The 21876-nt window shown below is 60.7% G+C and carries 20 protein-coding genes; 16 read left to right on the top strand and 4 right to left on the bottom strand.

Going from position 1 to position 21876, the window contains the following annotated elements:
- Nucleotides 1-64: 64 nt before the first annotated feature.
- A complete protein-coding gene (locus GSQ83_RS28955; protein ID WP_158806530.1) occupies nucleotides 65-535 on the bottom strand; it encodes a cupin domain-containing protein in 471 nt (156 codons plus the stop codon).
- Between the two features lie 803 nt (nucleotides 536-1338).
- Between GSQ83_RS28955 and GSQ83_RS28960 the strand changes: the two genes are divergently transcribed.
- The 3 genes from GSQ83_RS28960 to GSQ83_RS28970 are packed head-to-tail and all read left to right on the top strand — an operon-like array spanning nucleotide 1339 to nucleotide 4919.
- The gene (locus GSQ83_RS28960) at nucleotides 1339-2370 is read left to right on the top strand and encodes a sugar ABC transporter substrate-binding protein (protein ID WP_158806532.1); all 1032 of its coding nucleotides are present in this window, start codon (nucleotides 1339-1341) and stop codon (nucleotides 2368-2370) included.
- 10 nt (nucleotides 2371-2380) lie between these two features.
- Nucleotides 2381-3871 carry a sugar ABC transporter ATP-binding protein gene (locus tag GSQ83_RS28965; protein ID WP_158806534.1) on the top strand — a complete coding sequence of 497 codons (1491 nt, stop codon included), beginning with the start codon at nucleotides 2381-2383 and terminating at the stop codon, nucleotides 3869-3871.
- A 10-nt stretch (nucleotides 3872-3881) separates the two neighbouring features.
- Nucleotides 3882-4919, top strand: coding sequence for an ABC transporter permease (locus tag GSQ83_RS28970; protein WP_158806536.1), 1038 nt, complete (start codon nucleotides 3882-3884; stop codon nucleotides 4917-4919).
- 26 nt (nucleotides 4920-4945) lie between these two features.
- On the opposite strand, the gene GSQ83_RS28975 is transcribed toward GSQ83_RS28970, so the two are convergent.
- From GSQ83_RS28975 to GSQ83_RS28985, 3 genes are all read right to left on the bottom strand, one after another.
- A complete protein-coding gene (locus GSQ83_RS28975) occupies nucleotides 4946-6004 on the bottom strand; it encodes an aldo/keto reductase (protein WP_158806538.1) in 1059 nt (352 codons plus the stop codon).
- 38 nt (nucleotides 6005-6042) lie between these two features.
- Nucleotides 6043-6630 carry a TetR/AcrR family transcriptional regulator gene (locus GSQ83_RS28980; protein ID WP_256367143.1) on the bottom strand — a complete coding sequence of 196 codons (588 nt, stop codon included), beginning with the start codon at nucleotides 6628-6630 and terminating at the stop codon, nucleotides 6043-6045.
- Between the two features lie 79 nt (nucleotides 6631-6709).
- A complete protein-coding gene (locus tag GSQ83_RS28985) occupies nucleotides 6710-7402 on the bottom strand; it encodes a GntR family transcriptional regulator (RefSeq protein ID WP_216850618.1) in 693 nt (230 codons plus the stop codon).
- A gap of 291 nt (nucleotides 7403-7693) precedes the next feature.
- On the opposite strand from GSQ83_RS28985, the gene GSQ83_RS28990 reads away from it, so the two are divergent.
- The 13 genes from GSQ83_RS28990 (at nucleotide 7694) to GSQ83_RS29050 (ending at nucleotide 21844) form a co-directional block, all read left to right on the top strand.
- Nucleotides 7694-8974 (top strand): alpha/beta fold hydrolase, encoded by a 1281-nt coding sequence (locus GSQ83_RS28990; protein ID WP_216850619.1) that lies wholly within the window; start codon nucleotides 7694-7696, stop codon nucleotides 8972-8974.
- Between the two features lie 211 nt (nucleotides 8975-9185).
- The gene (locus tag GSQ83_RS28995; protein WP_158806542.1) at nucleotides 9186-10361 is read left to right on the top strand and encodes an ABC transporter substrate-binding protein; all 1176 of its coding nucleotides are present in this window, start codon (nucleotides 9186-9188) and stop codon (nucleotides 10359-10361) included.
- Between the two features lie 106 nt (nucleotides 10362-10467).
- Entirely contained in the window at nucleotides 10468-12015 is a 1548-nt protein-coding gene (locus GSQ83_RS29000) for a sugar ABC transporter ATP-binding protein (RefSeq protein WP_158806544.1), read from the top strand.
- Nucleotides 12012-12995 carry an ABC transporter permease gene (locus GSQ83_RS29005; RefSeq protein ID WP_158806552.1) on the top strand — a complete coding sequence of 328 codons (984 nt, stop codon included), beginning with the start codon at nucleotides 12012-12014 and terminating at the stop codon, nucleotides 12993-12995. Before GSQ83_RS29000 ends, GSQ83_RS29005 begins: the two co-directional genes overlap by 4 nt.
- Complete coding sequence (locus tag GSQ83_RS29010; protein WP_158806554.1) at nucleotides 12992-14008, top strand: ABC transporter permease; 1017 nt, start codon at nucleotides 12992-12994, stop codon at nucleotides 14006-14008. The genes GSQ83_RS29005 and GSQ83_RS29010 overlap by 4 nt, the downstream gene beginning before the upstream one ends.
- 54 nt (nucleotides 14009-14062) lie before the next feature.
- Complete coding sequence (locus tag GSQ83_RS29015; RefSeq protein ID WP_216850620.1) at nucleotides 14063-14992, top strand: MBL fold metallo-hydrolase; 930 nt, start codon at nucleotides 14063-14065, stop codon at nucleotides 14990-14992.
- Between the two features lie 126 nt (nucleotides 14993-15118).
- Nucleotides 15119-16264 (top strand): LLM class flavin-dependent oxidoreductase, encoded by a 1146-nt coding sequence (locus tag GSQ83_RS29020; RefSeq protein WP_216850621.1) that lies wholly within the window; start codon nucleotides 15119-15121, stop codon nucleotides 16262-16264.
- Between the two features lie 4 nt (nucleotides 16265-16268).
- Nucleotides 16269-16670, top strand: coding sequence for a GFA family protein (locus GSQ83_RS29025; protein ID WP_158806556.1), 402 nt, complete (start codon nucleotides 16269-16271; stop codon nucleotides 16668-16670).
- Nucleotides 16671-16957: 287 nt separating this feature from the next.
- Nucleotides 16958-18376, top strand: coding sequence for a DUF4070 domain-containing protein (locus GSQ83_RS29030; protein WP_254065972.1), 1419 nt, complete (start codon nucleotides 16958-16960; stop codon nucleotides 18374-18376).
- A 39-nt stretch (nucleotides 18377-18415) separates the two neighbouring features.
- On the top strand, nucleotides 18416-19495 hold the full coding sequence (locus tag GSQ83_RS29035) for an AI-2E family transporter (protein ID WP_158806560.1): 1080 nt from the start codon (nucleotides 18416-18418) through the stop codon (nucleotides 19493-19495).
- Between the two features lie 130 nt (nucleotides 19496-19625).
- Nucleotides 19626-20129, top strand: coding sequence for a DUF1993 family protein (locus GSQ83_RS29040; RefSeq protein WP_254065973.1), 504 nt, complete (start codon nucleotides 19626-19628; stop codon nucleotides 20127-20129).
- Nucleotides 20130-20325: 196 nt separating this feature from the next.
- The gene (locus tag GSQ83_RS29045; protein ID WP_158806564.1) at nucleotides 20326-21384 is read left to right on the top strand and encodes a class I SAM-dependent methyltransferase; all 1059 of its coding nucleotides are present in this window, start codon (nucleotides 20326-20328) and stop codon (nucleotides 21382-21384) included.
- A 229-nt stretch (nucleotides 21385-21613) separates the two neighbouring features.
- Nucleotides 21614-21844 carry a hypothetical protein gene (locus GSQ83_RS29050; RefSeq protein ID WP_158806565.1) on the top strand — a complete coding sequence of 77 codons (231 nt, stop codon included), beginning with the start codon at nucleotides 21614-21616 and terminating at the stop codon, nucleotides 21842-21844.
- Nucleotides 21845-21876: the final 32 nt, after the last annotated feature.

The following is a 21876-nucleotide window of genomic DNA, read 5'->3' on the forward strand; positions in this document are numbered from 1 at the left end:
GCGTGAAAAAGCCCGCCGAAAATCGGGCTGCGTCGAGACGGAGCCGCTTCACCACATGATGGCGCTAGACTTTGTTCAGCGGATAAGGCGTGCCGTCACGATGGAAATAAGCTTGGACACCAGGTTCTGCCACCATGTCGATATCGGAATAAACGCAGCGATCATGTTCCGGGTCGGAATTGCCGACTTCCAAGATTACCGCATCACGGTTTGAACGGTTGATCAGGTGATGTCCGTCCCGATCGCCGGCCTTGAAGGCCGCGCAGTCGCCCGGGCCGAACGTCTCTTCCCCGCTATCGGTGACGAGGATCAGCTCGCCCTCCAGTACCATGACAAACTCATCCTCATGGGTGTGCCAGTGCCGCTGGCTGGACCAGACGCCCGGCGGAATTCGGGAGAGGTTGACACCGAAGGCGGTTAGCCCCGCGGCGCGTCCGAGACGGTGCCAAGTCGATCCGAGACAGGGGGCATCGAAGGGCGGCGGGTAGTTGCAGCCGCTTTCCGTGGGAATTGCGTCGGTATTGAGTTTCTTCATGATTCCAGCTCACAATCTTTGGACAAGCGGCTCGCTCGCGGCTGCGGTGGAGACGCAATCAAGCCTAAATGGTTCCTACCGTTTGCGCTACCAGCCGATGGCCTGGACGCGGGCTCGATCAGCCTCAAGATGATCTTGGGCGGCCGTCTCGCGTTGGCCCTCGTTCCTGAAGTCGGGAGTATTGTTTCTTTTTCATGAGGTTCTGGTTCCTGCTGACGATGAAAGGATATTCGCGAAATTCTGTCATCTTTATCGGAACGCAACAACAGCCCGGCGCGAGCGATCCAATAAAAATACCCTGTGATGCGGCGAAGCAGCGAAACGATCACAAGCGATCGGTTCTACCTCCCCCCGAAGAGGGGACGACCCGGGGTGCGAAGCCGAGATCTCCAACGAATGAATGCCGCCGACCGGACGCGCCCTTGCCAGCTATCCGCCGCGGGAAGATGGCGGCGGCGCGACTGCACCCTTGACCCTCCGGTCTGGACCCGCCACCATCGGTGCGGTCCGCCGATTGCCCCTCGCAACCTCCTATAGTCGAGAGTCCGCCCTGGCTGCAGCGACTGAACCCGAAGATAACGCGGCGTGGGCGCGGAATAGGCTTGCGTGATCCGCCAATTGTCTGCTTCTGAATCGGAGCCATGCCGCAAGGGAGCGCGGCCGCCTTATTGTGGATCGCCAACGACTTAGACTAGCATGAGTTAACGACGCAACATGTCGCCAACCCGGCACTAGCCTGGGGCCGGCGACCAACGATCACGGTGCCCGATCACGGAGCATCGGCCTTTCTGGGGAAAACGGTCATGACCGATGACACTATCGAGGCGGGCTCCGAGCGCCGCCGGTTTTTGCAACTCGCTGGCCTCTCCGCAGGCGCGGCTACGGTCGCTATGGCGGGGTTTGGCATCTCGCCCGCTTTAGCGGAGGCTGCCGGCCGTTCCGGCAAGCCACTGAAGGCAGCCTTCTCCAATGCGGGGCTGCAGGCTACCTGGTGCGCCCAGGGCAAGCGCGCGGCCGAGTATTGGGGCAAGCTGTTCAACGTAGAGGTCACCTGGTTCGACGGCGAGCTTTCCGCTCCCAAGCAGCGCGCGGCGATCGACAATATGGCCTCGCAGAAGTGGGATTTCGTGGCGATTCAGGCTTTCGGCATTGGCACGCTGACCGCGCCTGTGAACAAGATGATCGATGCCGGCATTCCGGTGATCGACATGGACACACTCATCGCCCCGCTCGACACGATCAACGTGCATAGTTTCATTGCGCCGGACAATCAGTTCATGGGCGCATCGGTTACTCAGGCGCTGGTCGATGCCATCAACGGCGAGGGCAATATGATCATGACCCAGGGCGCCCTGGGTCATACCGGCGCGCAGGGCCGGGCCCGTGGTTTCGAGTCGATCGTCAAGAAATACCCCAAGATCAAGGTGCTCGACACGCAGCCAGGGGACTGGGATGTCACCAAGGTCGCCCGCATCTGGGAGACGCTGCTGAACAAATATCCCAAGATCGATGCCGCCTATTTCCACAATGACGACATGGCGCTTGCTGCCTATAACGTGATGAAGGCCCATAACCGGACCAGCATCCTGATCGGCGGCTGCGACGCCATGCCGCCGGCGCTGGCCGCGGTGCAGGAAGGGCGGATGCTCGCTACGGTGCGAAACCCCTCCTGCCGCATCCATGGCGGGGCCTTGATCGCCGGCGTCGCCGCGGTCGTCGACGGCCAGAAGACCGGCCCGGGCGGCATTCCGAAGAACGTCATCGCCGATGGCCCGGTCGTTACCAAGGCCAATGCGCCGGGCATGATGTGGATGGAGGAGCAGTTCCTCATCTGAGGCGCCCCCAATGACCCCGCTGCTGGAACTACGCGGGGTCTCGAAGGCGTTCGGTGGTGCGATCGCGCTGCGCGAGATCGATTTCGTCCTCGGCGCCGGCGAGATCCATGGGCTTGTCGGCGAGAACGGCGCCGGCAAGTCCACGCTGATGAAGATCATCGCGGGGGTGCATACCGCCTATGGCGGTAGCATGCACCTGGACGGCCGTCCGGTGCACTTTGCCTCGCCGCGTGACGCGCTGGCGGCGGGCATCGGCATGGTGCACCAGGAACTCTCGGCGGTGCGAGGTCTCTCGGTCGCCGAGAACGTCTATCTCGGTGTGCAGCCGACGAACCGCTTCGGCCTCATCGATTGGCCGGCGATGATGCGTGGCGCTCGCGGACAGCTCGATCGTTTGGGCATAGACGTGGACCCAGCCGCCAAAATGGACACGCTGGCGCTGGGCGTGCAGCAATTGGTTGAGCTTGCCCGGGTGCTGTTCTCGGGAGCCCGCATCATCATTCTCGACGAACCCACCTCCGCCCTATCACCTCCCGAGGTGCAACTGCTGTTCGCTGTGCTCCGCCGGCAGCGGGATGAGGGGCGCAGTCTCATCTTCATCTCCCATTTCCTCGACGACGTTCTGGATATCTGCGACGGCCTGACGGTCTTCCGCAACGGCAGCAAGGTGGCGGATGCGCGGACCGCCGAGGTCGATAAGCCGTGGCTGATCGAGAAGATGATCGGCCATACGCATGGCGAGTTGGAGGAGAGTTACACCGGCGCATTGTTCCTCGACAGCAAGCCCGACGCACCGGTGATCCTGCGCGCCGAAAAGCTGAGCCTGGCCGGGGCTTACGCAGATGTGTCGTTGGAAGTGCGCGCCGGCGAGGTGCTGGGAATCTACGGCTATCTTGGCTCTGGTCAGCTCGACCTGGCGCGCGCCCTGTTCGGCAAGCTTCCGGCTGATCGCGGTCGCATCACCATCGACGGCCGGCCGGTCAAGCTCAGCAGCACCTCGCGCGGGCGCGCCGCCGGGGTCGCTTTCGTTCCGGAAAGCCGTCGCGCAATGCTGTTTGCGGATGCGCCGGTGTTCAAGAACATTTCGATCAGCATCCTCCGCCGCATCGGGCGGCTGTTGTTGCATCCTGCCGTGGAACGGCGGATCGCCGCCCGCCATACCGAGACTCTGCATATCCGGCCACCAGGCGTGGACCGCGCGCTGAGTTCGCTCTCCGGGGGCAACCAGCAGAAGGTGGCTCTGGCGCGGTGGCTGACGCATTTGCCGCGTGTGCTGGTGTTGAGCGAGCCGACCCGCGGCATGGACGTCGGCGCCAAGGAGGATGTCGTGCACATCGTCCGCGGGTTGCGCGAGCAAGGCATCGGAATTGTTGTCGTCTCGACCGAGCCGGAAACGGTGCTGTCGCTGGCCGATCGCATCCTGGTGATGAAGAAAGGTCGCATCGTGCGCGAATTCGCCGGCGAAGCGGTCAGCAAGGACCGCCTGCTGGCGGCGGCCTAGGGAGCGAGATATGGCGGACGACACCATTCAGGTAAAGCGACGGGCCGGCGGCAGTAGAATTTTAGCCTGGGTTCGGGCGCGGCTGAGAAACATCGCGCCCTTCGTTACCCTGATCTTCCTTGTCGCGTTTTTCTCGTTCGCCAGCCCGTCCTTCGTCACGCTGGGCAATTTCTACAATATCCTGACGCAGATCTCGGTCACGGGCATTATCGCGGTCGGACTGACCTTTGTTATCCTCTGCGCCGAGATTGACCTCAGCGTGGCCAGCATTGCCAATGCGATCGGCATCGTCGTGGCTTTCTTCACGCTGCAGGATGCCAGCGTCAACATCGCCAACCTCCCGCTGCCGGGTTGGGCGGCCATTATGCTCGCGCTGGCGGCTTGCGTGGCGCTCGGACTGGTCAATGCCTTTGGCATCACCCGCGTCGGCATCCCGTCTTTCATCATGACATTGGCGATGTTGCAGATCGGCGCTGGTATTTGTGCTTTGCTGGTGCGCGGCCAGATTGCCTATGCGGTGCCGAAGCTTGTCGTCACCTTAGGCAGCAAATCGCTGGGGCCGATACCATGGATTGTCGTGGTTCTGGGTATAACATTACTCCTGGGCCACATTGTGTTGACCTATACCCGCTTCGGCCGATACGTGTACATGGTCGGCGGCAACCGCGAGGCGGCGGAGTATTCCGGCGTTAACGTGAAGCTGATCATTTCGGCGGTGATGGTGATCTCGGCCGTTTGCTCGGGCGTGGCAGGCATGCTGGGCGTCGCCTATTTCGGCAGCGCCCAGCAGGACGAATTCGACACCTATCTGCTCGATTCGATCTCCGCCGTGGTGGTCGGCGGCACGAGCCTGTTCGGCGGGCAAGGTGGCATCGGCAACACGATCATCGGGCTATTCGTTCTCGGCGTGCTGAATAACGGTCTGGATCACGTCAATATCGATAGCTTTCTCAAGATCCTCATTCGTGGCGTGATCCTGCTGGTCGCCCTGATTATCAACGTCTATGCCCAGCGTATGCGCGCCACCTCTGCCATCTCGGACGCCTGAGCGATTCTCGCCCATAGCATGAACGATCAGGCGAAGGTCGATTTCGCCATCTTAGACCAGTCACGGACGGCGCCGGGGGCGCGGTCACTCCCGAAGGTCGCGAACATCCAGCCTGGGTAGGTCAATTTCGGCGCGCTCGCGGCGTCGATTTCGGCGAGATCTTCGGCCCCTAGTTTCACGTCGACGGACTTCAGGTTGTCGTTCAACTGGTCCGCGTTCTTTGCCCCGATGATGACGGTGGTGACATAATCCTTGTGGAGCTGCCAGCCGAGTGCGATCTGCGCGACCGTTGCCTCACGGCGCTTCGCGATCTTCTGCAGGACCTCGATGATGTCGAAGCCTTTCTCCACATCGACCGGGGGAAAATTGAACACGGTGCGGCGGCCGTCATTCGCGCCCACCTTGTCGCGGGTGAATTTGCCAGAGAGGAAGCCGCCCGCGAGCGGGCTCCAGGTCATCAGCCCCATTCTCTGGTCGAGAAGAAATGGCACGAGCTCGTGCTCAAGGTCGCGGCCTACCAGCGAATAGTATGCCTGGAGGGACGCGAATTTCTCAAGGTTGTGCGCGGCGCTCGTTCCAAGGGCTTTCATGATGTGCCAAGCGGCTTGATTCGAGCAGCCGAGATAGCGCACCTTTCCCTGGCGCACGAGATCGTCCAGCGCGCGGAGCGTTTCCTCGATCGGCGTTACGCTGTCATAGCCGTGGATCTGGTAGAGATCGATATGATCGGTGCCAAGACGCTTTAGGCTGGCTTCCGCCTGGTTCATGATGTGGTAGCGCGACAGTCCGACCTCGTTCGCGCCTTCGCCCATGCGGCCAAAGACCTTGGTGGCAAGCACAACATCATTGCGTCGCTTGCCAAGTGCTTTGCCGGTGATGACCTCGGATTCGCCGGCGGCGTAGATATTCGCGGTGTCGATGAAGTTGATGCCGGCGTCGAGCGAGCGGCCGATGAGGGCGTCGGCTTCCTTTTGCTCCAGGCCGCCGATCGCGCCGAAGATCGTGCCGGCGCCGCCGAAGGTCATTGTGCCAAGGGTGAGACGCGAAACATAAAGTCCCGTGGTCCCGAGCTGTTGATATTGCATTGTCGTCTCCAATTAGAAAGCGTTGATCGCAAACAGCGTCAAAGCTTCAGTGAATCCCAACAGGCGACCATCACGTCGCGCTTGATGTCTTGGGAAATGGGGCGGGCCGCGTCGCCGTTGGCGTTAGTCAGGGCGATGATCGGTCCGATCATGAGCGCGTAAAGAATCTCTGGGGGCAAGGGTTTCAGAATCTGATCCCGATAGCCTTCCTCGAAGAAATCCTTGAACACCTGAGGGGTGGTTTCCCACATGGTGGATTGAAGCTCGCGCAGGAACGGAGAACTCGCATACTGCTCCATGAAGATGAAGCTCTGTGGGTTTGCGCGGTAATAGTCGAAGAGGTTCGACCAGATGGCGAAGAAACGTTCGCGTATCGGCTGAGCCGGTTCAAAGTTTCGCAGGATTTCCGCCATCATCTGTTCCTTGATCTCCTTGTAGAGGTCGTGGATCAGCGCTTCCTTGCTGGGGAAGTAGCGATAGATTGTCCCGACCGGCACGCGAGCGAGCTTCGCCAGCGCGGCCATTCCCGACCCGTGAAAGCCGTGCTCCGCGATCAAGGCCAAGGCGCCATCCAGTATCTGGCGACGCTTATCCTTCGGCGCGGCGCGTTCGGAGTGAACGTTCATTCCGGCACTCTACGAGGCTGAAACCGGACGCGCAAGGGGGCTGCGGCCGGTGATCTAAACTAGGATTGCGGGCGTCGGCCTAGGCTGCGGTCTTGGCACGGGCGAGGTAGGCGAGGGCGACCTCGGCGGCCATCTCGATGTGATGCTTGCACGCTGCCTCCGCGCGGTCGCCGTCGCCCGCTTCGATCGCCGCCAGAATTTCGCGGATCTCGACTTTGCTGCGCTTTAGCCTGCCGGGTTGCGTCATCGAGGTGAGGCGCAACAGGGTGATGCGGTTATGCAGCGTGGTCAGCGCCTGCTTGATAAAGATGTTGCCGCTGCCATCCATGAGGAGTTCGTAGAAACGCGACTTCGCCTCGATCAGCTTCTGCTGGTTGCGCGACCGCGCGGCACGTTCGAACTCGGCGACCGCGCTCGCCAGCAAGGCGTAGCTTTCCGGGGTTCGCCGTTCCGCGCAGCAGCGCCCAGCAAAACCTTCGAGCAACTGGCGCAAAGCATAGAGCTGCTGCGCTTCCTCCGCCGAAATCGTGCTGACGCTCGGGCCGCGATGCGGAATATTGGTGATCAGGCCCTCCGCCTCAAGCTGACGCAACGCCTCCCGAATGGAGGTTCGGCCCACTCCGGTCAGCTCACAGAGTTCGCGTTCGATGAGGCGCTGTCCGGGCTTGAAATCGCCGGCCGAAATTGCCGAGCGCAACCGTCCCTCAACGATCAGGCGTAGGGTTGCCGGCTGCTTCGAGATTTGCAGATTGACCTTCCTGATCACGTTCACGGGCTGCACTGCCTTTAATGACTGTTTGGCTTTCGGCTTCCGAGCGACCGGCGGATGCCCCGGCAACGTATTGTTCAATGCCATGTCTACTACACACCCTGAGCGATATGTTGGCGGAGGAACGTCTGGTCGGTCAAGGCGAGAGGCAAGGGTAGGCTCCGGGACCCTTCGGCGGTCTTGACAGATTGTCTTATACCTCGCTAGCCATTCCGTGTCGCTGCCTGCGGCGGGTGCGGGCTGGCGACGAAACTTCGCCTGGACAATAGAAGACTTTGGTCGGGAGAACGGACTTTGGCCATCGCCGGCGCGCTTCGTGAGCGGATTGCACGCGCTCTGACGGATCCGGAGATTCCACGACAGGCGCCGCATCTATCCGTGCGGGTGAGGCTTCTGGTGGGTGAGGACGGCGTGGATTTCGCCTTCGCGGAAGGTGCTCTCAGTTTAGCTTCGCTTTCCGGGCCGCCGGATATCGAGATCTCGGCCGATGCGGAGGCATGGCGCAAGGTCTTGCTCGTTCCTCCTCCTCCTACTTTTCATGCTTTCACGGCTCTCGACATTGCTAATCCGGAATTTGCCGTGCGGGGAGAGGGGGCGCTGATCGCGAGGGCCCGGCCCGCGCTTGAACGCATCTTCGACCTGATTGCGACCTCACCGATCGCACCCGCTTCTCCGGTCCGGCGTGACCTTAGCCAGATCCGCGGCGGCTACACGACGGTTCGGGCGGCCGGCAAGACTTACGAGGTCTACTCAGAGACCGCTGGCAGCGGTCTCCCCGTCCTGCTCCTGCATACCGCGGGAGCGGATAGCCGTCAGTATCTGGACCAGATGTCGGATGTCGGCTTCGCGGCAGGGTTCAAGCTGACAGCGGTGGACTTGCCATTCCACGGGCGATCGATGCCTCCGCGTGATTGGGATGGAGAGCCATATACGCTGACCACGGCGCTTTATACCGAATGGTGTAGCGCGATCATCGAACAGGTGATCGGCGAGCCCTGCATCGTCGTCGGCGGATCGATGGGTGCCGCCATGGCATTGCATCTCGCGGCGGAGCGGCCCGATCTTGTGCTTGGCGCGGTGGCTGTGGAGCCGCCCTTCCGCGCCAAAGGCCGCATCAACCCATTTCAGAACAATGTCGCCGTGCATGGCGCGCTACACAACGGGGCTTTCGTGCGCGGCTTGATGTCTCCGCAAAGCCCGCAATCCGGTCGGCGCCGCGCTTCCTGGATTTACTCACAAGGGGCTCCAGGCGTTTATCCTGGCGACCTTGCGTTCTACAGCCTGGAATTCGATGGCGCGGTGACGGCGCCTCGGATCGATGCCAAGCGCACTCCGGTTGCATTGCTCTGCGGCGGTTACGACTATTCGGCAAGTCCTGCCGACGGACGGCAACTCGAAGCACTCATACCAGGCGCATATCTACAGATCATGCCGAGCCTCGGGCATTTTCCGATGTGCGAACATGCCGATCACTTTCGTCCATATCTTTGTCATGCGCTGCAGCATGTCGTTGATGCGGCGAATCTGCGTATGGGCGCGTCCGCGTCTTCCGCGCCCTCCGAGATTCAAGATTGACGGATTGTCTGGGACCTGCGACGGTCGGGCGATATCGCGTGATCGTGCGATGCCTGTAGTTCGCCGGCTGAAACCGGATCATGCCTCGCCGCTTGAAGCCGGAAAGGCGCAGCAGGTGTCTGACAGGATGACCAGGCGCCTCAACGGGCGATGGTGAGCAGGCCAAGGGCGTTTCGAGAAACGAAAACATAAGAAGAGTTGGGAGGGTAGCTTGAGGAAGATAGTTCTCAGCCTGTTGCTGGCGGGAAGCCTGATAGGATTGGGCCGAGCGGCGCACGCGGCGGATAGCGTGGTCAGCGCGCTGCCATCCGATCTCCAGCCTGGCTACCAGAATCTCGATCCGTTGGTGCCGGTTGGGCCGAGCGCCTACGGCGATTTCAAGCCGAAGAAGGGGCCACCCTGGACCATCGGCTATGCCAGCAACTACGCAGGCAATACCTGGCGCGCGGCGGTCATGGACCGCCTCATGGGCGATGTGCTGTCGAAGTATCAGAAGGCGGGCCTGGTCAAGAAAATCGTCGTTACGCAATCCAACCTCGATAACGCGACGCAGATCCAGCAGATGCGTCAGATGGTCGGCCAGGGCGCGGATGCCATCATCATTTGCTGCTCCGACGTGACCGCGATGAATAACGCGATCAAATACGCGCATGACCGCGGCGTTCCGGTATTTTCCTACAGCGGCTACGTGACCTCGCCTTATGCGATCAACGTGACCGAGAATATCGATAACGGCGGCTATGACATGACGAAGGCGCTTGCCGAGCAGATCGGTGGCAAGGGCAATGTTCTTCTCGTGAGCGGCATCCCCGGCTATGCGTCGTCGGATACTTTCGACAAAGGGGCGATGCGCGCCTTCAAGGAATATCCGAACATCAAGGTGGTCGGTGACGTCGCCGGCAAGTGGACCGACCAGGTGGCGCAGGTCGAGGTGCAGAAGTTCCTGGCGACCCACCCTGAGAAGCTCGATGGGATCGTCGTGCAGTCGGCGGCTGAAGCTGGCGTGCTCCGCGCGGTTCTGCAATCTGGCCGTCCGCTCATGCCCATAACGCTCGGTGGCGAGACGGGTCCGTCATGCTACTGGCGCCAGCACAAGGACTGGGTATCGACGAGCTGGAATTTCTGGCCACCCGGCAATGATATCGAGCTTGTCTTCGACGCCGCGATCCGTGTGCTTGAGGGTCAGGGACCGAAGATCGAGACGATCACCTGGAACATCAAGCCGCTGAGCTATGATGAGATGACGCAGTCCGTGCCGGCAGATTGCTCGGTCGATGCGAATGGCTGGGTGGAACCAGCCTATGGTCCGTGGTTCGGCGATGCCTTGGGCAGCTTCTATGCCCATCCCCACGATCCGCTGACCTGGAAGCCGGGCGCCGCGCAATAGTCCGGAGGCCTGGATCGGAGCCAAGCCCGGAGGTGACACCTCCGGGTTTTGACTGCTGAGGCCGTAGAAATATAGAGATGACTGCAAGCTTGCGTCGAAGGTGAGAATGCTTAGAGGCGAGATCGTCGTCCGCGACTTGCACAAGTCGTTTGGGGAGACCAAGGCGCTCGATGGATGCTCGTTCTCGGCCTCCGCTGGCGAGGTTCATGCCATCGTCGGGGAGAATGGCAGCGGCAAGAGCACGCTCGCCAAGATACTCTCGGGCGTGCTGCACCCGGATTCCGGGGAGGTTTCGGTCCTGGGCGTGATGCCGCGCTCACCGATCGAGGCGCGCAGGCTCGGCATCGCGACGATCTTCCAGGAAATCCTGGTCGCCGACGAGGCGAGCGTCGCCGCCAATCTCTTCGTGGGTGCCGATGGGTTGTGGGCGCGCAACGCGAGGCCTGGGCCGCGCCGCCGCCAGACGGCCGAGATCATGCGGCGCCTGACGGGTGTGGAGATCGACCCGGATGCGCCGGTCGGCCAGCTTCCGCTGAGCGTGAAGCAGTGGATCGTTATCGGGCGGGCAATTCTCGCGAATCCGAAGGTTCTGATCCTCGACGAATCCTCAGCCGCCCTGGACCTGGACGCGACCATTCGGCTGCACCAGGAAATCAGACGGCTGCGCGACGAGGGCGTATGCGTCATCATCGTCACGCACCGCATTGCCGAACTCGTGCGGATCACCGATCGCGCCACGATCCTCCGGGACGGCCAGACCGTCGCCACGCTGCCGAAGGCCGAGATCACCGAGAAAAATCTCATGGCGCTGATGACGCCGCAGTCGCGCCAGCGGGCGGCGCGCGCGGCGCAAATTGCACCCAGCAGTTCCGAGCGCGCGCGGGTCCTCCACGCCTCAGCACTTCGCCTGACGGCTGTGGCGGAGCCCTTCGACTTTACGCTTGGCAAGGGCGAGATCGTTGGGGTGACAGGGCTGGACGGCCAGGGACAGGACGGCTTCATCAAGGCACTCGCCGGAATCAGGCCGGCGGCGTCTGGACTGCCCGTCATCGATAATGGCGCGAATGGCGAGGCTTCTATCGGAAGCTTGGCCGATGCTGACCGGCTTGGGATCGCCTATGTCTCGGGGGACCGGAAGCGCGACGGAATCTTTCCCCAACTGAGCATTTACGAGAATCTCGCCCTCGGGCTCTACCGCCGCAATCTTGCTTTCGGTGGTTGGATCCGCAGGGTGCCGATTGTCGGCGCCTTCAAGGCAGAGGTGGTGCGGCTGTCGATCAAGACTGGCGCCGCATCAAACAAAATAACGTCGCTGAGCGGCGGCAACCAGCAGAAGGTGTTGATCGGCCGCGCCTTTGCCGCTCTGCCGCGTGTCATCGTGTTGAACGATCCGGCGCGCGGCGTGGATCTGGGCACCAAGCGCGAGCTTTACGAGGAACTCAGGAAGTTCGCGGCGGGAGGGGGGTCGGTGGTCTATCTCTCAAGCGAGATCGAGGAGTTCATCGGCTTCGCCGACCGCGTCGATGTATTCCGCGACGATCGTCTGAGCCGTTCGCTCGCCGGTGCGGAGATCGACGAGCAACCGATCCTCGCCGCGATGTTCGGCCATGCACCGACCGAGGTGGTCTTTGAGACCGGAGAGACGGTGGGATGAGCGCAGCCGTGCTCCGGACCCGCCGCTTCGGCCTTGGCGGCACTTACTACGGCGTGGCGGTGGGGCTGTTCGTCGTGCTGCTCGTCATCTCGGCGGTTTGTGGTCCGCATCTTTTCACGCTGGACGGCGCCGCAGGGGCGATCATCGTCGTCGTGCCGCTGGTGCTCGCCGCTATGGCGTTGACGCCGATCGCGCTTGTTGGGCGGGGTAGCGTCGATCTGGCCATCGGGCCGCTGATCGGTTTCCTCAACGTCACCTTGGTCCAAGTGCTGATCGCGAACGACGTGACCTCGCCGGTTGCGGTCATCGCCTGGGTGATCGCGGTGGGCGTCGCCTATCAGCTTCTTCAAGGCGCTATCATTGTCTTCGTGCGTGTCGCCCCGATTATCGTCACGCTGAGCGGCTATCTGGTGCTGTCGGGCGTGAACCTTGTCATCATGCCGAAGCCTTCCGGCTCCGTGCCTGATTGGATGAGCGACTGGGGAAGCGGCACAACCGTCTTCACGCCCGTTCTGCTGGTCTTGGTGATCGGGCTGGTGGCGTGGCTACTGTTCACCCGGACGGCTTTTTACCAGCATCTGCGCCTTACTGGCGCCGACGAGCGAATGGCCTATGCCAGCGGCGTGCAGACGAACCTAGTGCGGTTGGGCGCGCATGCGATTGGCGGGTTTTTCGCCGGGCTCGCGGCACTCGCTTATACGGGGCTCATCAGCTCGGGCGATCCGACCCAGGGAAGCAACTACACTCTGTCCGCGATCACCGCGCTGGTGCTCGGTGGGACTAGCATTGGCGGCGGACGAGGCGGGATCATTGGCTCGGCGGTCGGGGCGCTCGACATGTATCTGATCACCTACGTGCTCTCGACCTTCAACTTCGGCATAGTGTCGGGCTTCGTCACGCAACTCGCCTTCGGGACGGTTCTCGTGGTGGCGCTTCTGTCGAATATCTTCCTGACCGGCGGAAAGGCGACAGCCAGATGACCGCAGCCCTGCGACCCGCGGCGAAGCAGGCATCGGTTTCGGGGGCGCTCTCGCGAAACCGGAGCATCGCGATCGGTCTTGGCGTGTTGATTGTTCTCCTCGTCATTGGCGCGGCGCTGGTGGGGAATTTCCTGGCGGCGGAGAACTTGCGTTCCATGCTGCTGCTGGCGGCTTTCCTTGGCCTTGCGTCGCTCGGGCAGACGTTGTGCGCCCTGCTGGGAGGCCTCGATCTTTCGATCGCTTATGTCATCGGTGCCGCCAATATTCTGCTGCCCAAGCTCATCAATCTTGGCCTGCCGCCGGTGCTCGCGGTCATCGTCGTGGCAATTGGCGGCGCGGTGATTGGGGCGGTGAATGGTCTGCTGAGCTTCAGGTTGCAGGGCCAGGCGTTGATTGTCACCCTCGGCGTCGGTTTCGCGGTGCTGGGTGGAGCACAGATCCTTACCAGCCTGGGTTCCTCCTTCGCCGGTACAGTCTATGGCGTCGTGCCCGTCTGGTTGAGCAATATGGCGGCGATCAATGGCACGACCTTCGGGCTGCATTTTCCGCCGATCATCTTGGTGTGGCTTGTGATCTCGGCCGGCCTCATCATGATCATGCATCGCTCCTGGTTCGGGCGCAGCCTCTACGCGCTTGGCAATAGCCGGCTGGCGGCGAGCCGCCTGCTGATTTCGGAGTTGAAGCTATGGGTCGCTGTCTATGCGATCAGTGGGCTGATGGCGGCGATCACAGGTGTGTTGCTGCTCGGGTTTAGCGGCGGGGGTTTCGCCGATGTCGGCAATCCCTATCTATTTACGACAGTCGCCGCGGTCGTCATTGGCGGCACCTCGCTGTTAGGCGGTTGGGGCGGCTATGGTGCGACGGTCATCGGGACGCTGGTGCTCACAGTGCTGACGACGATCCTGGTCGGTATCGGGTTGAACTACGCAGCACAACAGGCGGTGTTCGGCTTGCTTATCGTGCCGGTGGTGGCGCTTTACGCACGCTCGCCGCCGATCCGCATGCAGATTTAAATTCCGCGGGGCCGAGTCCCTGAACGGACAAACTAAGATATAGGAGAAAAAGTCTTGTCATCGATCAAGCCGGGCGAAACACCATCCGCACCTGCGAGCGCCCGGACGGCGCGCCCGCAGAGCCCCTATTTCTATCGCTTCAAGCTCGGCGACGCCGATGTCTCGGTAGTGACCGACGGGCCATTGGAACTCGGTGATGCGAGTAGCAATTTCGTCGGGGTGAGCGAGGAGGAGGTGCGCCGCATGCTCGCTCGGCACTATCTGCCGACCGACGATGTCGTGCTTGAGCAGAATGTGCCGGTGGTCGAGATCGGCGGCAAAACTGTTCTGTTCGAGACCGGCATGGGCGAAGTCAAAATCTTCGGGCCGCGCACCGGTCAATTGCAGAAAAGCCTGCGGGCCGCTGGCATCGATCCGGCTTCGGTGGATGCGGTGGTTCTCTCCCATGCTCATATCGATCACGCGGGCGGAGTCTGCGCGCCAGATGGCACGCCGCTCTTCCCAAACGCGCAAATCTATATCAGCGAACGTGACTTCATCGACTGGACGGATGAAAGCCGGCTGAGCTCGCCCTTCGGCAATCAGGTCGAGGTTGCTCGAAAAAACCTCCTGCCGGTGCGCGATCGGCTGGTGTTTTTCAAAGACGGCCAGGAGTTTCTACCGGGCATCCAAGCCATCGCGGCGCCCGGCCATACATTCGGCCATCATTGCTTCATGGTGAGTTCCGCAGGGGCGTCCTTCTGCTTTCTCGGCGATCTGACGCATCACCATGTGCTGTTGATGGAAAAGCCGCTCATGGAGTTCGCCTACGATGCGGATCCGAAGCAGTCCGCGCAAACGCGCACGCGCCTGCTCGGCATGCTGGCTGACCAGCGGATCCCTGTGATGTCCTACCACTTTGCCTGGCCGGGCTTCGGCAATGTTGGCCGGGACGGCGATGGGTTCCGCTATTTCCCCGCGCCCATGCAGCTCGATCCCCTCTGAGGGTTGGAAGGCGGCGCGCTGCTTATTCAATTGACGGATTGTCTGCTGATCACCTAGTGATCGCAGATCGAGGCCGCGACCGGAAGGCGTGGAAGGCGACAAGCCAAGGCTACGGGAGGTAGGACAATGGAAAATCTGGATCGTTTCCGCGCCGCGGGCAATCCGATGTTCAACGAGAACAAGCTGAAACTCGGCATCTTCGGCAGCAACTGCGCCAATGCCTGCGCGGTGACGATGGCCGAGACGACCTTCAGGCCAACCTTCGACGTCAACCTCGCCATCGCGCGCCAGCTAGAGGCGGCGGGCTGGGAATGCATGGTGCCCATCGCCCGCTGGCGCGGGTTCGGCGGCCCGTCCAACTTCAATGGCGACTGCATGGAGACTTTCACCTGGGCGGCCTCCTTGTCGGCGGCGACCTCCAAGCTCCATTTCTTCGCGACCACCCATGTGCCGACACTGCATCCGATTGTGGGCGCCAAGATGGCAACGACGATCGACCATATCTCTAAGGGCCGCTTCGGTCTGAACCTCGTCTGCGGCTGGTTCACGCCCGAGATGGAGATGTTCGGCCAGAAGATGATGGAGCACGACACACGCTACGAATATGCCACCGAATGGGTGGAAGTCGTCGAGAAGCTCTGGACCGAAGATCACTTTGATTACAAAGGCCAGTTCTTCACCATCAATGATGGCGAAAGTTACCCCAAGCCTTACCAGCAGCCGCGCCCGGTGTTGATCTGCGCTGGCTCTTCCTCAAAGGGGAAGGATTTCACAGCGAAATATTGCGACATCAACTTCGGTTTCATGGAGAGCATGGAGAAGGGTAAAGCCTGGGTAAGCGACACGAAGAAGCTCGCGCATGAGCGTTATGACCGCGAGATCGGAACCTTCACCTCCTGCCCTGTCGTTTGTCGCGAAACCGAAAAGGAAGCGCGCGACTACTACAACTACTACGTACATGAAAAAGGCGATTGGGAGGCTTGCGAGAACATCTGCCGTATTCTCAGCATCGAAAGCGCGAACCACAGCCCGGAGATGTACCGGTTGTTCAAGGAGCGCTTCATCGCCGGCTGGGGCGGATATCCGATGGTCGGCACGCCGGAACAGATCGCCGATATGCTGGTGAAGCTCTCGGATACCGGTGTTGATGGCACGCTGCTGTCGTTTGTTGATTATGTCGAGGAACTTCCTTTCTTCAACGCGCGAGTGTTGCCGCTGCTGGAGCAGGTGGGATTGCGTAAGCCCGTGCAGCCCGCGCTGAAAGTCGCTTAGCAGAATGACGTTGTTGGGAAGCTGTCACTGCGGCGCGGTCGCCTATGAGGCGGCCGCGATCAATGGCGACCTTTGGCATTGCCATTGCCAGACGTGCAGAAAGACCCACGCCGCGGAGCGCAATACCGCGGCCAGGGTGCGCCGGGAGGATTTTCGTATTGTGCGCGGCGCCGAGTTGCTGACGCACTACGAGTCCTGTCCGGGGAAGTTTCGGCACTTCTGCTCTCGTTGCGGCTCGCATGTCTATGCCGAGCGGCCGGAATTGCCGGATGTTGTGCTGCGCACCGGCACGCTTGACACCGATCCCGGGCTTAAAGCCGTGCGCGCCGTCTGGATGTCCCATTCCAAGCCATGGCTCGCGCATCAGGATGGACTGCCCGAGTTTCCGGAAGCCTCGCCAGCATAAGGTCTAGGCCAACTCAGTTTCCGATGCCGACGCCTCTATCTTCGCCTCGCGCGGCGGAGCGGTGACCCCGAATTAGCTGTTGGAGGGGCGATCCGCATGTCTTAAGGTGTCCGCCGCTCCTGAAGGTCAAGGGCACGCTTGACATGGCGCATATCGTTCTCATCAATCCGCGCTTCGAAGTCTCCTTTTGGGGGCTAGAGCACGCAATGCCATTCTTTGGCAAGCGTGCCGTCTTCCCTGTGGCGGCTCTGCCTCTGCTAGCCGCGCTCAGCCCAAGCGAGCATCGGGTGACGCTGATCGACGAGAATGTGGAGGAGATTGATTTCGCGCTCTGCGCCTCGGCCGATATTGTTGGTCTCACAGGGATGAGCGTGCAGCGCTTCCGTATGCGTGAGATACTGCATGAACTCAGGCGCCTGAATGCCTTCACGATTGTGGGCGGCCCCTGGGTAACGCTGCAAGAAGACTATTTCGGGAATCTCGCCGACGTAATATTCGTAGGCGAGGCGGAGGATACCTGGCCGCAATTTCTTTTGGAGTGGAGCGAGGGTCGTCATCTTACTCGCTACGAGCAGCTTGACCGCACCGATATGTCTCGCTTGCCTGTTCCACGTCACGATCTTCTGAGGATGAAGAACTACGCATTCGGCAGTGTGCAGTTCTCCCGCGGCTGCCCATTCACTTGCGAGTTTTGCGATATCATCGTGACATTCGGCCGCCGTCCTCGATTGAAACTGAGACAGCAGATAATCGCGGAAGTGGAGGCGCTCGAGAAGCAAGGAATGGAATTTGTCTTCATCGTCGACGATAACTTGATCGGCAATAAGAAAGCGATCAAACCGATCTTGCGTGAGCTTCGAGATTGGCAGGAAGCGAGAGGATTCCCGCTCACACTTTTCACAGAAGCTTCTCTCGATCTCGCCGACGACGCGGAATTGCTAGTCTTGTTTTCACAGGCCAATATCGTCTCGGTTTTCGTCGGGATCGAAAGCCCAAACGAGGCCGCTCTCATCGAAACTAAAAAGAAGCAAAACCTTCGCGGTCAGCGATCACTCGTAGAAAAAGTCCACGCGATTCAGGAAGCGGGCATCGAAGTTTGGTCCGGAATGATCTTGGGCTTCGATAACGACGATGCTACGATCTTTGAAGCACACCGTCAGTTCCTCTCAGAGGCTCGGATCATCCATTCGATGACCGGCATGCTCACCGCCCTGCCAAAGACACCGCTTCACGCCCGGCTGGCCAGTGAGGGACGGCTGGACCCGACGGATCGCTCACCATTTGGCACAAACGTTATTCCGCTGCGTTTGACCCGCGACGAATTGCGTCGTGGTTATGTAGAGTTGATGAGCAGCCTCTATGCCCCAACCCCCTATTTCGATCGGTTCGAAGCGCTGTTTATCCGTGGGCAGCTCGGCTTCGATCAGGCCCGTCGCGGGTATTGGTCCAAACACCCGTGGCGGCGTGCCCAATCCGGGGCGCGAGCATTCGTGCAAGCCGCAGCGATCCTGGCACGGCTGCTCTGGAGCGTGAATGAGGTCGAGCTGAGGCGCGAGTATCGTTGGCGGATGTTCAGGGTGATGCGAGCGAGACCGCGACCCGAGGTTTTGCTTGTCTTCGCCATGAAATGTGCGATGCATGCACATGTCTACGCGCTCACGCGCGAGATGGCCCGCGGCGAGACAGCGATCAGCAATACGTTCTAGGCGGACCAGCCGCCCCGCCGCCGCCCAGGATGGCTGCCGATGAACACCCTCCCAGCTCGCCAAAACGGTAATGGCGGAAGCCGCGCGCAACAGCTTGCGGTCGGCGCATTGGCGCTTGGCCTGTTTCTCCTTGGTCTATTCACGCTCCGGCACTTCCTCGGCGCGCTGGCCTGGGCGGGGATCTTCGCCATCGCTCTTTGGCCGACATATGGCAGGGTCGTCGCGCGATTCGGAACCGGGCGTCACAACCTGCTGCTGCCTACCGTATTCACTCTGGGCGTGGCCTTGCTCTTCATCGTGCCGCTCGGTCTTGTGGGGTTGCAACTGGCCCGGGAATCCGCAACCGCGAATGACTGGCTCCGCGATGTTCAGGAAAATGGCATCGCGGAGCCGGAATTCCTGGAGCACCTACCTTTCGGCCGGGCTCAGGTCGATGATTGGTGGCAACAGAATCTGGGCAATCCGGGCAGTGCCAAGGAGCTCGTGCAACGCACGACGCGAGGTCACGTCGCCGGCGTCAGCCGCATCATCGGCGAACAAGTCGTCCGACGATTGACGTCATTCGTGTTTACATTGCTGACATTGTTCTTTCTATTCAAGGAGGGACATGCGTTGACGGAGCAGATGCGACGTGTTGCCACTCGTGCATTCGGCAGCGGCGGTGAGCGAATAGGGCAGCAAATCATTGCGTCCGTGCATGGCACAGTCAATGGTTTGGTGCTCGTAGGTTTGGGCGAAGGCGTGCTGCTGGGGATTGTCTACGCCATAGCGGGTGTGCCGAACGCCACGGTACTTGCCGTGTTGACAGCGATCGCCGCGATGATTCCCTTCGGCGCTCCTGTCATTTTCTCGATTGCTACACTCTTGTTGGTCGCTCAAGGGTCATTCGCATGGGCGATCGTGGTGTTCTGCACAGGAATGGCGGTTACGCTGGCGGCGGATCATTTCGTCAGGCCAGTGCTCATCGGGGGCACAACAAAATTACCATTCATCTGGGTTCTCCTGGGCATTTTGGGAGGCGTTGAAGCCTGGGGTCTCATCGGCCTCTTCATTGGTCCGGCGATCATGGCCGCATTGATTTTGTTGTGGCGGGAATGGGCGGGCGAAGGACGAGTGTAGCCCTGGGACGCAAGCATCGACGGCGGCATGCCATGGGTGTAACCCATCGCTACGAGAAGCGACAAAATGAGTTAGGTCATAGTCGGTCGATAATTTTGGCCAGCAAGGATGCAAGCCTATGGCGCTATCAATGTACGACGTCTCCGTTCCGGTACTGCTTCGAGGACTTAATATTCTCTCAGCCTATCTCGACAAGGCAGCCACTTTCGCGGCCGAGAGGAATATCGATCCAGCGGTCCTGATAAGCGCGAGGCTTGCGCCTGATATGATGTCACTCGCGGGCCAGGTGCAGCGTGCCAGTGACAATGCAAAAGGCGGCATAAGCCGCCTGACGCTCGTCAAGGCTCCAAGCTTTCCAGACACAGAGACAAGCTTTGAGGAATTGAAAAACCGCATCGCCAAGACCGTGCTGTTTTTGCAAGCCGTCAAGCCGGAGCAGCTTGAGGGTAGTGAAAGCCGGCCGGTCGAGATGAGAACCGGAATCGTCAGCGGCACGCTGCGTGGAGATACCTATCTTCTGTCGGTTCTCATACCAAATTTTTTCTTTCACATCACAACCACGCACGACATCCTTCGTCAAAACGGCCTGAAGGTTGGCAAGAACGACTATTTCGGTGCTCTCGAATATTTATAAGTAGGCGGGCTTCCCGAGGGCGCCGACCTTAGCTTCCTGAGCCAAAGTAAAGTCATAAGCCGCGCGGCGCGGAACGCAAGGTTCTTGTTGACAATTTACCTTCTGAGTGCTAGGCAAAATGTAACGTTAGGTTACAAAGAGCGCGCTGGGTTATAAGCGGTTTGACCGCGCTGCATCTCCTGGGAGGGAAATGCCGATGCCGCAGCTTGACCAAGACAAATTGAACGCTTTTCTCGGCCGCATGGTCGGAGATCTCGGTGCGATCGCCACCGGTGCGCTTGTCGTACTCGGCGATCGTCTCGGCCTCTTCAAAGCGATGAAAAGCGGCGACAAGGTAACGGCCGCGGAAGTTGCGGCGCGTACTGGCACGCACGAGCGCTACATTCGCGAGTGGCTCTCAGCCCAGGCCGCCGCGGGCTATGTGCAGTACGATGCTACTGATGACCGCTTCTATCTCGATCCGGAACAAGCGGTGGTTTTCGCTGAAGAAAACAGTCCGGCCTTCATGGCAGGGGCTTTCGAGTTGATGGCGGCCCTTTGGATCGACGAGCCAAAAGTGTCGGAGGCGTTTCGCACCGGCAAAGGTGTCGGCTGGCACGATCACAGCGCGTGCCTGTTCCGTGGGACCGAGCGCTTCTTTCGCCCCGGCTACAACGCAAATCTCATTGGGTCATGGCTTCCCGCACTCGATGGCGTCGTGGAAAAGCTTGAGCGCGGCGTGCAAGTCGCCGATGTCGGCTGCGGACACGGCGCTTCGACGGTGCTCATGGCGCGCGCCTATCCCCGGTCACACTTCACCGGCTTTGACTACCACGCGCCGTCGATCGAGCGCGCCCGCAAGGCCGCGGAGGAGAATGGTGTCTCCGGCAATACGAAGTTCGAGGTCGCATCCGCGAAATCCTATCCGGGCAAGTATGACCTCGTCGCTTTCTTCGATTGTCTGCACGATATGGGCGACCCGGTTGGCGCATCGACCCACGCGCGGCAGTCGCTTGCGCCGGATGGAACCTGGATGATCGTCGAGCCATTCGCGCACGACCAGCTCTCCGGCAATCTCAATCCTGTGGGCAGGGTGTTTTACGCCGCGTCGACTTTAATTTGCACTCCAGCGTCTCTCTCGCAAGAGGTTGGGCTTGGGCTCGGTGCCCAAGCGGGGGAGGCAAAACTTCGCCAGGTCGTGACGGCGGGCGGTTTCACGCGGTTTCGGCGAGCCACGGAAACGCCTTTCAATATGGTGCTCGAGGCTCGGCCATAGTTTGTGTGGGGAAGACGGCCTTTTTTAGGTTCTCACCCAGCAAACGCGACACCCGGGTGGGAAGTTTTTGCACCTTGCTCATCCCTGCCGATAGGCCCATTCAGGTTCTCCGCCGTGGTTGTCAGGCGCCGAGAGGCGCGCTGCATACCTGAGTGCGGGTCGAGAATTGGGTGGTTCCGTCGTGGCACCTGATGCCCAGTTGAGACGTCAGTACGAAAGTAAGCGGTGAATGCCTCTCCTGATTGAAGACATCTATCGCAGCTCGAACGGTGATCGCTGGCTGCTCGTTTGCGATAGCGAGGGCGGGCAGGCGTTTGTTCGGCACGAAGCGAACCTCTCGGCCGGCGGCCAGGTCACGGATATGGAGATAGAGGATTTCCTCGCGCGAGGCGGCTCCGGTCCCGAGCATACGGCGTTGCGGGAGATCATCGAGACTCATGCCGTAAGCGACAAGGAGTAAGACGCCGGGAATAGCCGCTCACCGCCGCTTCC

This window comes from Acidisoma sp. L85 (assembly GCF_009765865.1).
Classification (GTDB): Bacteria; Pseudomonadota; Alphaproteobacteria; order Acetobacterales; family Acetobacteraceae; genus Acidisoma.

Coding starts and splice junctions, on each gene's coding strand:
- GSQ83_RS28955 (WP_158806530.1), bottom strand. CDS start 535: ATGAAGAAACTCAATACCGACGCAATTCCCACGGAAAGCGGCTGCAAC.
- GSQ83_RS28960 (WP_158806532.1), top strand. CDS start 1,339: ATGACCGATGACACTATCGAGGCGGGCTCCGAGCGCCGCCGGTTTTTG.
- GSQ83_RS28965 (WP_158806534.1), top strand. CDS start 2,381: ATGACCCCGCTGCTGGAACTACGCGGGGTCTCGAAGGCGTTCGGTGGT.
- GSQ83_RS28970 (WP_158806536.1), top strand. CDS start 3,882: ATGGCGGACGACACCATTCAGGTAAAGCGACGGGCCGGCGGCAGTAGA.
- GSQ83_RS28975 (WP_158806538.1), bottom strand. CDS start 6,004: ATGCAATATCAACAGCTCGGGACCACGGGACTTTATGTTTCGCGTCTC.
- GSQ83_RS28980 (WP_256367143.1), bottom strand. CDS start 6,630: ATGAACGTTCACTCCGAACGCGCCGCGCCGAAGGATAAGCGTCGCCAG.
- GSQ83_RS29000 (WP_158806544.1), top strand. CDS start 10,468: ATGCTTAGAGGCGAGATCGTCGTCCGCGACTTGCACAAGTCGTTTGGG.
- GSQ83_RS29005 (WP_158806552.1), top strand. CDS start 12,012: ATGAGCGCAGCCGTGCTCCGGACCCGCCGCTTCGGCCTTGGCGGCACT.
- GSQ83_RS29010 (WP_158806554.1), top strand. CDS start 12,992: ATGACCGCAGCCCTGCGACCCGCGGCGAAGCAGGCATCGGTTTCGGGG.
- GSQ83_RS29020 (WP_216850621.1), top strand. CDS start 15,119: ATGGAAAATCTGGATCGTTTCCGCGCCGCGGGCAATCCGATGTTCAAC.
- GSQ83_RS29025 (WP_158806556.1), top strand. CDS start 16,269: ATGACGTTGTTGGGAAGCTGTCACTGCGGCGCGGTCGCCTATGAGGCG.
- GSQ83_RS29035 (WP_158806560.1), top strand. CDS start 18,416: ATGAACACCCTCCCAGCTCGCCAAAACGGTAATGGCGGAAGCCGCGCG.
- GSQ83_RS29040 (WP_254065973.1), top strand. CDS start 19,626: ATGTACGACGTCTCCGTTCCGGTACTGCTTCGAGGACTTAATATTCTC.
- GSQ83_RS29045 (WP_158806564.1), top strand. CDS start 20,326: ATGCCGCAGCTTGACCAAGACAAATTGAACGCTTTTCTCGGCCGCATG.
- GSQ83_RS29050 (WP_158806565.1), top strand. CDS start 21,614: ATGCCTCTCCTGATTGAAGACATCTATCGCAGCTCGAACGGTGATCGC.